Source organism: Paenibacillus sp. N22P23 (assembly GCF_059383735.1).
Genome location: NZ_JBXENT010000002.1, coordinates 356,333 through 369,537 on the forward strand (window position 1 = coordinate 356,333; position 13,205 = coordinate 369,537).

Consider the following 13,205-nt stretch of genomic DNA (forward strand, 5'->3'; position numbering starts at 1 on the left):
AGGGCGAGTATCCGCCTTCTCTCTTTCCTTTATGTCGCAACATCACGTTTGTTGAAGATTAGCCATGTGATGCCCACGAACACGATATAGTAACCGGCTAGTACCGCTAGCGAGAAGCCCATGGTCAACTCATGAATATTGTGTGTGATGACCGAGCTTTGCAGGTATTGCTTCAAATCCAGGTGAAGGAACAGCAGGTACTCAACCCAGGCATACTTGAGATTGAAGAGCAAGCCGCTCGCAATCAGCCCGAAGAAGTAGATGAACATCGATAAACCGATCGCCAGACCGCCGCTGCGGAAGATCGTCGAGAGCATGAAAGCAAATGTGACGATCATGATAAGCCCGATGTAATCAAGCAGGTACACTTGAATCATGTAGGACAGCGGATGGGAGTTGTTCAGAACACCTAATGCCGCATTCGCCGTTGCACTGTCGTTATAGCCGAACAAGATCAAGTTGAGCACATAGGATGACACCAACATCAGAACTGAGAGCGTCAAGGCGAATAGCAGCAGCGCTATGTATTTCGAAAGCAAGATCTTCGAACGGCTCCATGGACGGATCAGCAGCAGCTTAATCGTGCCTGCCGAGAACTCACCGGCCACACACTCTGCCGATACGACAACGGTAAAGATGGTAATGAGGTAATAGGTAAACTGTTCGATGCCGTTCATTATCGTCCACATCGTATCATGCTCGGAGAACAATTTCGACAATGTGCTGACAACGATAACGATCAGCAATATAATGCCGAGCATGATCCAAGTACCAATACGGCGGTAGATTTTCATATTCTCATTGCGTACGAGCTGCAGGAAATCAAACAACCTGCTCACCTCCTGTCATCTCGAGGAACTGATCTTCCAAGGACTTGTTCAGGACACGAATGCCGTACACTTTAATACCCGCTTGGACAAGATCTGCATTGAGCCGCGCTATCGTTTCCCGATCGGCCCGTACGAGCGCCGCATCGGCCTCACGAGAAGCACCATGCTCTGCCAGAAGCTGAACAGCTGCATCCGGCTGATCCACCTCGAAGAGCACTTGATTCGCCTCATCTGCAAGCGATGTACCGGGACGAATGCCGCGAACATCGATGAGCTTGCCTGCTTGGATGATCGCAACACGATCGCACATCAGCTCCATCTCGCTGAGTAAATGACTTGAGACGAAGACCGTAATGCCTTCTTCCTTAGCGAGTTTCCTTAAGTAATCGCGCAGCTCGCGAATACCGGCAGGATCAAGACCGTTCGTAGGCTCGTCCAATATGAGCAGCGATGGTTTATGCATAATAGCCTGTGCCACGCCAAGCCGTTGACGCATACCAAGCGAATAGGTTTTCACCTTATCGTGAACCCGACTCTTCAGCCCGACAAGCTCAACGACCTCGTCTATGCGCTGCTTCGTAATGCCCGGCACCATCCGCGAGTAATGCAGCAGATTTTGAAAGCCGGTCAAATATTTGTACATTTCAGGGTTCTCTACGATAGCTCCGACATGACGAATGGCATTTTCGTAATCCGTCCGGATGCTATGTCCTTCAATAAGGACGTCACCTTTGGTCAGCTTCATCAATCCTACCATCATCCGAATCGTTGTCGTTTTCCCGGCTCCGTTAGGACCAAGAAAGCCGAATACTTCCGAGCGTGGCAAATCCAATGTAAGATCTTCGATAATGGTACGTCTTCCGATGACTTTCGTTACCTGCTGAAGTCGAACGATCGGCTGTTGCTCGTCTTGCTCGGACCGATAATCCACATCTATCCCCTCCTGCTTTAAGGAAGCTGAATGTTGTCCATCCAAGCTTCACGTCTTCATAAGTATAACGAAGTAAGGAAGGGATTGGAAGTTTGACGATGTGGATCCTTATCCGACCGATACGAAGGTTCGTTCCGCCTGATAGGATAACCTGGGTAAGTCGTGATTCAGGAGTGGATCACTTGCTTGCTCGAAGGCACTTGTCGCAAGCCCGCTCTTGGTATGACAATCATTGCAATAACCGAGGGGATAGATAATCTTGTAAAACCCTGTAAGAAACACAAGCTTCGCTTCTTGTCCCACCCTTAACTGCCCACATTCCACACAGCAAAATTGCTCTTTTCTACCCATTTATTAATACGCCTCCTTTTGATCTCTATATACTATATGTATCAAAATCCAATTATATGTTACGAATTGTATCTAATGAGTATAGATTATGACAGTTTTCGATCCTTGTCAATAGTTGAGACCTAAGCTTCCTATTTGGGACCTGATAAAAACAAAAAAACTGTCAAATCCTGTTGGATTTAACAGTTTAGATCGGACTGTCGCAAACGAACTTCATGATATCGAGCGTGTTCTTCTAAAATATCGCGAATAACAATAGCGGATGCCAGCCAGCACGGATAATGCAATAACCCCGCCTGCTACATCAATCATTACATCTTGAAAGGTTGGCGTTCTTCCAAACGAGGATCGCTGATTAAACTCATCGAAAGCCGAGACCATAAACGCTGCACTAAGGGCCAAGATCCAACGCTTCCATTCTTTATTCACAAACCGAAGTGAGAGGGCAATGAGGACCGTAAGTGAGCCGTACATAAACAAATGTGCTCCTTTACGAAATAAAAACTCCATATATAAGTAGGGATTTAAATCTCTGGAGTAGAACCTGCCGTCATAGTGGATGTTGAACGCCGGCAGCCACTCTCTGAGCGTCGAAGGACTCATCCATTTATGAAGAAACGGTATAATACTTTGCTGCTGGTAGGATTGCGAGGAAAAAATGAATATAAGTGCAATCCAGCCAGCAGTTGTAAGCAGTACATATCTTCTATTCATGTTCATTGAAGAATTTACACGTGAATCAACATGTCTCATCGAATGTCATAACCTTCTTCCGTAAAGAACGCTCCGTAAATCGTTGGTAAAGCTGGTGAATACGATGCTGATTCGGATGCATCGCCCGCAGATTCTGCAGAGTAGCCAGTGCCAAACCTTGTCTGATAGCTTGATCGGCCACAAAGTGACATCCATACACGAACAAATTCTCCTCGCGCCGACGCCACATGATTTCGCCTACTAAACTAAACTCCCATTCCCTGAATTTAATGAAGATTCGAATACGATAATCCGAATTCACCGGGAAACGCAGATGCGTCATAAAATTAAGTCCCTCAAGACTAATATCCTTGAGTATAATCGACACCTTGCCTAACTCCACTTCGCTGCCGCGAACATCGTAAATGGTAACGGAAGCCTCGATTCCTTCTCGTATCGCGATACGAACCTGATGTCTGCCCCCCATCTGAAATTGTGCATCCACTTTGTATCATCCTCCACAAAATAATACATTTCGTATCAATAAGGGGCAAAAAAAAGGGGCATACTTCGCCCTGGAAAATAACAATATGTAGCTTAGCTTGGTATCAGCATAGCTTGATGGTCAGATCTTCACTATTCCCAGTGACTAATTAATCGCCCTGCTTTCTCCTTCTGGAGAAGCTCCTCCATGGCAAGAAGCAGCGGAAACTTCAATTCCTCGTTCTGAATGGCAAAATCGAGCGTCGTCAGAATAAAGCCCAACTTCTCGCCGACATCGTATCGGACCCCGTCAAACTCATAGGCAAGCACGCCGATCAAACGATTAAGCTCCTGCAGCGCATCCGTTAATTGAATTTCGCCGCCGGCTCCGGCTTTCTGACATTCCAGGAAAGTGAATATTTCCGGAGACAGAATATAACGGCCCATAATGGCTAGATTGGATGGAGCGTGACCTCGCTTAGGCTTCTCTACAAGCTGGTTTATGTTATATAAACGACCATCGTTGCTTCTCGGATCTACGATTCCGTACCGATGCGTTTCCTCAATGGAAACCGCCTTGACACCGATTATAGATTTATTGTATTTCTCATATTGCTCAATTAACTGCCTTGTGCACGGCACTTCAGCTTGCACGATGTCGTCTCCAAGCAGAACGGCAAACGGCTCGTCACCGATAAAGTTTCTTGCGCACCACACCGCATGACCCAGACCTTTCGGTTCTTTCTGCCTGATGTAATGGATGTCCACGGATGAGGATTGTCTGACCTTCTCCAGGATATCCAGCTTCCCTTTCTCCAGTAGGTTCAGTTCCAGCTCGAAGGCATTGTCGAAGTGGTCTTCAATCGCCCGCTTCCCTTTGCCTGTTACGATAATGATGTCCTCAATGCCGGACTGAATGGCCTCCTCTACGATGTACTGGATAGTTGGCTTATCCACAATCGGAAGCATCTCTTTAGGCATCGCTTTCGTTGCAGGCAGAAACCGGGTACCAAGTCCAGCAGCTGGGATAATCGCTTTCCTTACTTTTTTCATCTTCCTCACCTATCCTTTTTCTCTTGTTTACTTTAAGCAACATAAGTAATTCAAGATGCAAAGCAAAAGAGACGTATAATCGGGCAAAGTGTCGGGTATACTAGGTGCTAACATAAGATACAAACTGTATCAATTTATATTCTCACTTTACGATACATCCCGTAACACGTCAATAGTTCAAATTTCTCCTATCGTGTTTGCGACATTTTGTTGCATCTCATGCAAAACTATCCATTTCGGTATAAACTGTTGATATATAGCGCTATAAAATGTTAGGAGGAACATAATGAATATTGGCAATCGAATTGCTAAACTGAGGGAAGATCAGAAATGGACGCAAGAGCAGACAGCCTCATCGCTCGGCATTTCGCGCGCCGCACTATCCCATTATGAGAAAAACAGAAGAGAACCGGATTCCGAAACCTTGATGAAATTCGCGAATTTGTTTCATGTTACTGTCGATTATTTAATTGGTCGTACAAGCAGTCCGGAAGCCGAACTCGATGAGCCGGTACGTGAATTTGTAGACAAGCTCGAATTGGCTAATGAGGAACTCCTCAGTCAATTCGATTTCACAATAGACGGACGCAAGCTTACGATTGAAGAAGCTCGTCGATTTATAGCATTTGTGCGTGCAGAGCGCTCAATGGGCTAACCATAACCAACAACAAAAAAACTTGCTGCGGGATTTCCCGCAGCAAGTTTTTTTGTTGTTCCATTATTGAATGACCAGCAGTGGAGGATGCCCATTCTCTTTGCTATCAAACAACACGCCGACTTCGCTTGTCACCACTTGAATCGTAAACGTTACATTTTTGGTGCCGGATGCTTTCTGACTCTTAATGTAAGAGGTAACATCCACATCAAGGTAAGCACCTGTAGAAGGAATCGCAACCGTTCCAAGCTCACTCTTCGCTAGATTAGGCGCCGTATTCCAAGTGAGTTGACTCTCCTGCCAGGTTGACTCGGAGGAACCAAGAATCGAAATAATCGGACTTGTCTTCTCCGCGTAATTAGGGAAAATTCGCAGTACCGCCTTGCTCGTTGTCGATGCAATCGGAGTCAAATCGAATTTAATATTCACTTTGCGCGTGTAGTCGACTTGCTTCGACGTTTTCGCCACGATCGTTTTGTCTGACCCATAATTAACAGTCGCAAATTGACCATCTCGTACAAAAGCATCTGCCGCCGCTGATAAGGTGCTTGTCCCTCCGGTTCCACTTCCAGGTGTTGTTCCTCCAGTCGGAGGACTTGGAGTCGTCGGAGGCAGAGCAGGTGAAGTTGATGGCGTGTACACAATCTGCAGCGTCGGTTTATTCGATGTGCTCTCACGACTGTTAACCTCTGCGAAAAGCGCCTTTCCGGTCTGAATTAAGGCAAAGCTTGTGCGTTTGTCGCCTTGCTGCTCTGCTTTAACAAATGAGGATACATCATAGGTTCGCCATTGCCTTGCACCGGCAAAGCGGACCTCTTGCAGCATGGCAAGCTGCTGAGGTTTACTGTTCCATGTCATCCCTTTCTCCGTCCAACTATCGTTGGCAACCGTATAGGCGGCTATGGTTGAATCGTCACCTTTGCTGTCGGTCGTAGCTCCATTCACCTTTAATGAAGCGGATTGAATTTGCCCATTAATGGCGCTTAAATCAAATTTCAAATACGATTGCCTTGCATAATCGGTTGCTCCGTTGGCCAGCACCAGCATATTCGCTGCTCCGTAATTCGTGTTTGCAAAGGATCCATCACGAACGTAAGTATCTTCGCTTGGAATCAGCTCGACCACGATCGGCGTCGGTGCCGTTTCAACAGCTTTCGTCAGCAGTTTTATCTTATGAGATGCGCCCATGGAACCACTTGTATTTACACTTATGATGGTGGTCGGCGTTGACTGCAAGACCGTAACCGTCGCATCCTTACTGACGACCGTGGAAGCCATCTTGGCGATTTCAATGACGACGCTGCTGCTCAGCTGTGTTGGATCCGAGATCGCAAGATCAAGTGTATCCCCCGTTTGCTGTGCTACAACAGCTGCAGGCGTTCTAGCCGTCAAATAATCAACAGAGCCTGTCCCCCAGAAATTAGCTGCGAGTAAACCAAGCTTCGTTTCCTTTACTGCTTGTACAAGTTTGGTATTCGATACAACCTGAACATCCGGTGCTTCGCTGTACGTCTTCGTTTCTGCGGCGGATTTATTCGGCAGCAGAACATAGGAATACGAAGAATCGACAGGATTCACGCCGTGATTGATCGCCAAGCTCAAATAGTTCTTCTTCTGCTGCGTCGTGGAACCGCCTGCATTGATTTGGTTCCATGAACCGGTGCGTTGTTCTCTCAATCCGTCAATATTCGACGATGCCGGGAAGTAATACCCGATGTCCGAATTCGCCGCTGAGCCTTTCAAATGAGCCCATTTGACCCCTGTCATCGTTTCCGTCCATCCTAATGAGGAGCTCTTCGCCGCATTATTGATCGTCAATAGATTGCTGCCCGTATCATTAAGCTTCCGATTCTCGACAATCGTTTCAACTTTCCGCGAATCTCGACTCGTAATACCTGCGCCTAGAGCAACAATTTCATCATCGAACATAAACCATGACTTCTTGCCCTCAAGCGTGCTGTTATCCGGGTCTAGATCCATCCCCGCCGTGCCGTACAATTCTTGCAGTGATGCACCGCCGACCCAACTCTTCGTGCTTAAATAGGCCGCTTTCCTCGTTGCACCATCCGTCGTCACACCAGCCAACCGGTAGGAATTGACGGTGGGCCAGAAGTTGTCGCTGTACTGGGAGAGATCTCCGTTATACAGATATGTCATTCCTTCACTGGTGTACCATCCCTTTATATTCTCATTGTTCATCAGTTCATAATTGGATGTTCGATTCGAGTACATGCTAAGCCCGAATGCGTAATTTGGCCTCAAATGAACGATCCGATCCATCGAAGGGTACTGCAAATTTTTCACCAAATCAGCTCTTGGGGTGATGGCCGAATTATTCAGCACCGCTTTGACAAGCAGCATGCCGTTTATCGTTAATCCCCAATAGTAATTCTCGTAACGATTCTCTGCCAATATCCAAGATTTCACCATTCTTCGCATCTCCAAAGCCTTATCAGCCGACGAAATCTGCGCCAAACGCAAAATAATAATGCTTAATTCGCGTCCAGTCTTGTAATCTCGCAGATCCTCTCTGGAGATGGAACGCCCGCGAACGGAATCCATCATCGCACCTTTATAAATAAACGGCTCGAAGGAACGGCTAACCCAGTTCTGTACATTCGCCACATTGGGATCTTGTACAGCCCAGGCAGAACCATTCGTCAGGTAGAGCAGGTCTGTCAGGTGATCCAGGAGCACATAACCATAACTGCCCGTATAAGGAACATTCTCATGCTGAATAAAGGAACCGTCCTTATAGAACCCGTCTCCCTTTGTTACGGTTGCCAGTACAAGACTTAACGCATCTCTTCCTTGTTGAATCTTGCTGGTGTTCTTCCCGAGAATCCCGCGAAGTGTCAAGATTAGCGATTTATCTACACGATTCGCTCCCGTTTCAACCCACTGCCCATCCGACTTCATCGTGGCTGTCGGACAGAATTTGTCGACTGCGCGCAAATATTTGGCCACCTGATCAGCGGATAGATCATCATACATGAGTACCACGGTGTCTAATAGAAACAGCGGAACTCCGATTTCCCACTCCCACCAGTTCGTACCGCTGTATTCCTTCTCATTCTCGTTGTACCGTTTGGCATACATCCAATCCATTGCACTGATGATCTCGGACTTTAACGACGCATTCAAATACAGGCTTGAGCCCGGCGATTTAAGTGCAAGCGCCATTGACCTCAGCCTTGAATAATCCCAATACAGATCATTGGAATATAACGGATTGGTGGTAGGACGATTCAGATCCGACCACAAGTATGTTCGTGAGGCTGTCTTATTCAATGTGTCTAACAGGCCTGTCTTACTCTTATTCGTGATTGTACCGGCTAAATTCGACAAGTAGTAGAATATATCAGAATCTGTCGTGCTGTACGTTCCGCCTGTCAGCTTCTGCGACCACTTCGTCCGCAGCGCATCGAAGTTATCTGCTGCGGCCACCTTCTTAAGCGATGGAGTGAACGAAATTGACATGACTATAATAGCTAACATTGCGATGAAAAATCTTCTTAGTTGTTTCAACAGGTTTCTCTCCTCTCGACAACGCATGAAGCGACCCGGCAAAGGGACTGCGACACGTAATGCCGCAAGCTCCTCTGCCGGATCCCCAATTGCGTTACTGTCGAATTTTAATGAAGTATTTGCGTCCAAGCGACTGTTCTGTGTTGATCTCAAGCTTGAGCGTCGGCGTCGATTGAATAACAGTTACCGCACCGTCTTTACTTAGCACTTCAGCATTATCTACCAGAAGCTCAATGACGAGCTTGTCCTGTTTCTGAGTTGGGTCAGATACGGACAGCAATGTGCTTGTACCGCTTTCTTGAAGCATAATAGAAGCCGGCGAAGCTGTACGAACGATCGAATAGGTTCCTGACTTCCAGAAATTCAATCCCGTCACATCCAGCGTCATCTCTTGTACAGCTTGGAGGGAAGACGAATTCTCGATAATCTTAATATCCGGACTTTGGCTGTAATTTGTTACCGCATTAACGGACTGGTTGGGCAGCATGACATAAGCGTATGCAGCATTGCGAGGTGATTCCCCATGTGGAATAGAGAGGCTGAGATAAGGGGCATTAACTACACGAGATGACTCACCGCTGCTTAGCAGTTTCCAAGAGCCGGAGCGCATCTCCCTTTTAACTTCTACATTAGCTTGATTAGGAAAATAGTAACCGATATCCGATGATGCTGTATTCCCTTGCAGATGAGCCCAGCTCACTTCTCTCAATAAACTGCTTGCGTTCATTGTGGAGGCTTTGCGGCTTCCATCTACCGTTAACAGATTCGTTCCGCCATTATCGAGCTTGCGGTTATCGACAATCGTTTCGACTTCACGGCCATTATTCGCGTTGATTCCGGCACCGAGCGCGACAATTTCATCGTCGAACATAAACCATGACTTATAGCCCGTAATGCCGCCGCTGTCGATTTCCATACCTACAGCGCTATTGCCGTTTAGTGTCGTACCGCCAACCCAGCTTGCAGAGCTCTTAATACCGGCATTTCGCGTACCACCGTCTGTGGTCGTTCCAGGCAGTCGATAAGGATCGATCGTCGGCCAAAACTTGTCGCTATACTGTGTCAGATCGTCCGTATAGAGATAGGTCATCCCTTCCCCCGTATACCAGCCTCGCAAATTCTCATTATTCATCTTCTCGAAATTCGCGATTCGCTCAGAGGTCATACTGATGGCGAAGGTGAAGCTGCTTCGATGATGAACAGCTCTGTCCATCGATGCGAAAACAACGCTTTGATTGCTCGGAATAGAAGGTACAATAAGCGCATTATTCATTAGCTGTTTGATTTTGCTAATGTGGAAGGCATCTAACCCTTGATAATAATTGGAATATCGTTTGTTTTCTATGATGTCGTCTTTGACGATTTGCTGGAGCTTCTTCTTCATCGCTGCCGGAGCAGAATCAGCAAGCCGCAGAAGTGCCAGCGTTACCTCCCTTCCAATCACAAAGTCCTGCCAGCCTTGTCTGGCGATGTTTCTTCCCCGAACCATATCCATCATGGTCCCTTTATACATAACTGGCAGAAATGCATTGATCGCCCATTGATACACATTCGCTGCATTTGGATTGCTGAGCGCCCATTCCGAGCCATACAGCAAATACATCGAATCTGCTAAATGATCCAGCAGTACATATCCGTACCCACCTGTATAAGCGACATTCACATGCTGCAGGAATGAACCATCCTTATAAAAACCATCTCCGGATGAAACATACTCGAACACTTGATTTAGCGCATCTGCACCTCTGGCAATTTCGCTCGCATTACGCTGAAGCATTCCCTTCAATATGACGATAAGCGACTTATCGACACGATTAGCACCTGTTTCTTCTTGTTCGAAATTGTACTGAATCGTAGGATCAGGAACAAACTTGTCCACCGCTCGCATGTACTTCGCCACTTGAGTGCTGCTTAAGTCGTCATACATCAGAACTACCGTGTCGTTTAGTAGCATAGGTATACCTATCTGCCAATCCCACCAATTGCTCCTTGAATTTGGCTGGATATTCTCATTGTAGCTATTGTCGTACAACCAATCCAATCCACCTAATATACTATTCTTAAGTGTAGCATCATGATACAAATAGGAGCCTTTAGACGCATACGCCAGGGCCATTGTTCTCAATCTGGAGTAAGCCACACTTACTTCCGTGAAATAAAGAGGGTCAGAAGTCCACTTTGTCAAATCCTGCCACAATGATTTCCGAGAAGCACTCATATTCATACGGTCTAAATACCCATTCTTCGAGCGGTTGCTGACCTCCGAAACAATTTGTTGATTCCAGCTTCTGAGTTCACGATCATTCGTTCCTGACTCCCCCGAGCCTACTAAGCGTACTAGCCATTTGTCTCGAAGCTGTTCAAAACGATCCACCGGAGCGGCCGCATAGCTGACCTTCGGCTCCAGAGCAGCAGAATTATTGGCATCCGTGGAAACCGCTTCTTCACTGCGTCTTGGCCAAACTAGAATAGCGATGCTGATCGAGACAATTATAATGGCTACTTTCATTAATTTAGATGCAAACATTTCGAAATCCCCTCCCTTTTTGTGTGCTCTCAACCTTTCACAAGAAGACCCGCTGGGGGCCCAGCGGGTCTTCTTTTTTTTTCTCAAGGTCATTACCGTAGAATAAAGGCAGGTTTCAGATTGCCGCCCTCAGCTGGCAACCATAAAAACAACTCCTCCCTGAAGATAGACTGCTAGCCTCCAACTATTGTAGGGAGCGCAGTAGACCTGACTGGCAGAAGTGTTCTAAATTAATCAACCGTATGATTCTTCTTTCTCTTGATAATTTGGCATCAGCACAGGCATCCTGCGAATTCGCAGCGCTTGCGCCAGCAAATTTATACTGTACAAGGGATTCAAATACAAATATCTTCTCCACAGGCGCTTCGGCTCTTGAATCAGCCGGAATACCCACTCCAGCCCCCGCTTCTGCATCCAAGCAGGTGCTTGCGGCAGAATGCCAGCGTGGAAATCGAACGCAGCCCCAACGGCCAGCAGCGGCATCGAAAGGACATGCTTATATTCATAGACCCACACTTCTTGCCGTGGACAGCCCAATCCGACAAACACGATCTTCGCGCCGCTCTTCCGAATACGCTCTGCAACCTCCAGTTTCTCTTCCGACGTTAGCCGGCGAAATTTGGAAGGCTCTTTACCTGCAATGCGGATGCCAGGATACTTGCGCTTCAGCGCCTCTTCAAACAGGTTGATCGTCTCCAGCTTGCTTCCATACAAGTAAATAGGCAGACCGTGTTTGGCAGCTGCTTCCGCTGTACGCAGCGTCAGCTCCGGGCCGTATACACGATCAGGCAGCTTGATGCCGTGAGCAAGCCTTAATCCCCACCGGACAGGCTGGCCGTCGGGAACGACCAGATCCAGTCCGTTGAGACGGCGCAGATGCATCCTGTCCAGAAACCCAGTCATGACGCCATGTACAGCTAATGCCGACACACCGAATGCCCGGCCAAGTTTGGCGTGCTTCACAATCTCTTGTACAGCGAAGGTGTAATTCACCGCTGCTATATTCACGCCAAGGATTGAATGTTTCCCTTCGTTGATGGACGAATCTTTCATTTCGCCACACTCCATCGTTCTTGATTCGAAAGCACGATCTCTTCCATAATCGCTTTCACGTCAATACGAATATCCCACTGCGGATAATGCGCACGGAATTTGTTGAGCCCGCTAACATACCAAATATGATCGCCTGCTCGCGATTCATCCGAATAAGTCACATTCATTTTATTCCCGGTAAGCTGCTCTGCATGAGCAATGGCTTCGAGCATCGAAATATTGGACGCCCGGCCTCCGCCAAGATTGTACACCTCTCCCCCTCTGCGAGGATTCGAGAAGAAGGTATGGAAAGCCGCTATGACGTCATTGCAATGAATCACGTCGCGGACCTGTTTGCCCTTGTATCCAAAAATCGTGTAAGGCGTCTCTGTCATCGCACACTTCATCAAGTAGTTAATAAAGCCATGCAGCTGCACACCGGATTGGCGAGGCCCACTGAGCACGCCGCCACGGAAGCAAACCGTCTTAAAGTTAAAATACCTGCCGTATTCTTGAACGAGAATATCCGCGGACAGCTTGGAAGCGCCAAATAACGAATGCATGTTTTGATCGACGCTTAGATCCTCTGCAATGCCATCTATGTAGGCATGTCCGTCCTCAATCTCGTAGCGTGTTTCCTTCTCAACCAGAGGCAGACGATTAGGGCTGTCGCCATACACTTTATTCGTGGACGTAAAGATGAATACGGCTTCCGGACAATGCTGACGCATCGCTTCAAGCATATGCAAGGTTCCGTTCGCATTCACGCCGAAATCCATAAGGGGATCCCGAGCGGCCCAGTCGTGGGAAGGCTGTGCCGCTGTATGGATAATGAGGGAGATGTCAGAGCCATATTGCTCGAAAATGCCGCACACCGCTTCAAAGCTCCGGATGTCGATGTCATGATGCTCGTATTTGCTGCCGAAAGCACGCTCCAGCCGTTGACGGTTCCAGTGCGTGGAGCCTTCTTCACCAAAGAAGGTTTGCCGCATATTATTGTCGATCCCGACGACCTTATAGCCTAGGCCTGCATAGAACTCAACGGCTTCCGAACCTATTAGACCTGCAGACCCTGTAATCACTACTATGGACATATGGAATACCTCTTCCCTGCTTATAGTT

The 13,205-nt window shown here is 47.4% G+C and carries 11 protein-coding genes; 1 reads left to right on the forward strand and 10 read right to left on the reverse strand.

Features of this window, described 5'->3' with window-relative positions:
* Positions 1–29 precede the first annotated feature (29 nt).
* The 6 genes from AC506A_RS12415 to galU all read right to left on the reverse strand — a co-directional run bounded on the left by AC506A_RS12415 (position 30) and on the right by galU (position 4,341).
* Complete coding sequence (locus AC506A_RS12415) at positions 30–830, reverse strand: ABC transporter permease (protein WP_495461305.1); 801 nt, start codon at positions 828–830, stop codon at positions 30–32.
* The gene (locus AC506A_RS12420; RefSeq protein WP_495461306.1) at positions 823–1,761 is read right to left on the reverse strand and encodes an ABC transporter ATP-binding protein; all 939 of its coding nucleotides are present in this window, start codon (positions 1,759–1,761) and stop codon (positions 823–825) included. The genes AC506A_RS12415 and AC506A_RS12420 overlap by 8 nt, the downstream gene beginning before the upstream one ends.
* 108 nt (positions 1,762–1,869) lie before the next feature.
* Positions 1,870–2,112: a hypothetical protein gene (locus AC506A_RS12425; RefSeq protein WP_495461307.1), complete on the reverse strand. Its 243-nt coding sequence runs from the start codon at positions 2,110–2,112 to the stop codon at positions 1,870–1,872.
* A 213-nt stretch (positions 2,113–2,325) separates the two neighbouring features.
* Positions 2,326–2,832 carry a VanZ family protein gene (locus tag AC506A_RS12430; protein ID WP_495461308.1) on the reverse strand — a complete coding sequence of 169 codons (507 nt, stop codon included), beginning with the start codon at positions 2,830–2,832 and terminating at the stop codon, positions 2,326–2,328.
* 19 nt (positions 2,833–2,851) lie between these two features.
* On the reverse strand, positions 2,852–3,310 hold the full coding sequence (locus AC506A_RS12435; RefSeq protein ID WP_495461309.1) for a PilZ domain-containing protein: 459 nt from the start codon (positions 3,308–3,310) through the stop codon (positions 2,852–2,854).
* A 131-nt stretch (positions 3,311–3,441) separates the two neighbouring features.
* On the reverse strand, positions 3,442–4,341 hold the full coding sequence (gene galU, locus AC506A_RS12440; RefSeq protein WP_495461310.1) for a UTP--glucose-1-phosphate uridylyltransferase GalU: 900 nt from the start codon (positions 4,339–4,341) through the stop codon (positions 3,442–3,444).
* A gap of 286 nt (positions 4,342–4,627) precedes the next feature.
* Between galU and AC506A_RS12445 the strand changes: the two genes are divergently transcribed.
* Positions 4,628–4,996 carry a helix-turn-helix domain-containing protein gene (locus tag AC506A_RS12445; protein WP_495461311.1) on the forward strand — a complete coding sequence of 123 codons (369 nt, stop codon included), beginning with the start codon at positions 4,628–4,630 and terminating at the stop codon, positions 4,994–4,996.
* A 63-nt stretch (positions 4,997–5,059) separates the two neighbouring features.
* On the opposite strand, the gene AC506A_RS12450 is transcribed toward AC506A_RS12445, so the two are convergent.
* The 4 genes from AC506A_RS12450 to AC506A_RS12465 form a co-directional block, all read right to left on the reverse strand.
* Complete coding sequence (locus tag AC506A_RS12450; RefSeq protein ID WP_495461312.1) at positions 5,060–8,524, reverse strand: polysaccharide lyase family 8 super-sandwich domain-containing protein; 3,465 nt, start codon at positions 8,522–8,524, stop codon at positions 5,060–5,062.
* A 94-nt stretch (positions 8,525–8,618) separates the two neighbouring features.
* The gene (locus tag AC506A_RS12455) at positions 8,619–11,051 is read right to left on the reverse strand and encodes a polysaccharide lyase 8 family protein (protein WP_495461313.1); all 2,433 of its coding nucleotides are present in this window, start codon (positions 11,049–11,051) and stop codon (positions 8,619–8,621) included.
* 234 nt (positions 11,052–11,285) lie between these two features.
* Positions 11,286–12,104 carry a WecB/TagA/CpsF family glycosyltransferase gene (locus AC506A_RS12460; protein ID WP_495461314.1) on the reverse strand — a complete coding sequence of 273 codons (819 nt, stop codon included), beginning with the start codon at positions 12,102–12,104 and terminating at the stop codon, positions 11,286–11,288.
* Entirely contained in the window at positions 12,101–13,177 is a 1,077-nt protein-coding gene (locus tag AC506A_RS12465; protein WP_495461315.1) for an NAD-dependent epimerase/dehydratase family protein, read from the reverse strand. The genes AC506A_RS12460 and AC506A_RS12465 overlap by 4 nt, the downstream gene beginning before the upstream one ends.
* Positions 13,178–13,205: the final 28 nt, after the last annotated feature.

Coding starts and splice junctions, on each gene's coding strand:
- AC506A_RS12445 (WP_495461311.1), top strand. CDS start 4,628: ATGAATATTGGCAATCGAATTGCTAAACTGAGGGAAGATCAGAAATGG.
- galU (WP_495461310.1), bottom strand. CDS start 4,341: ATGAAAAAAGTAAGGAAAGCGATTATCCCAGCTGCTGGACTTGGTACC.
- AC506A_RS12465 (WP_495461315.1), bottom strand. CDS start 13,177: ATGTCCATAGTAGTGATTACAGGGTCTGCAGGTCTAATAGGTTCGGAA.
- AC506A_RS12455 (WP_495461313.1), bottom strand. CDS start 11,051: ATGTTTGCATCTAAATTAATGAAAGTAGCCATTATAATTGTCTCGATC.
- AC506A_RS12430 (WP_495461308.1), bottom strand. CDS start 2,832: ATGAACATGAATAGAAGATATGTACTGCTTACAACTGCTGGCTGGATT.
- AC506A_RS12425 (WP_495461307.1), bottom strand. CDS start 2,112: ATGGGTAGAAAAGAGCAATTTTGCTGTGTGGAATGTGGGCAGTTAAGG.
- AC506A_RS12460 (WP_495461314.1), bottom strand. CDS start 12,104: ATGAAAGATTCGTCCATCAACGAAGGGAAACATTCAATCCTTGGCGTG.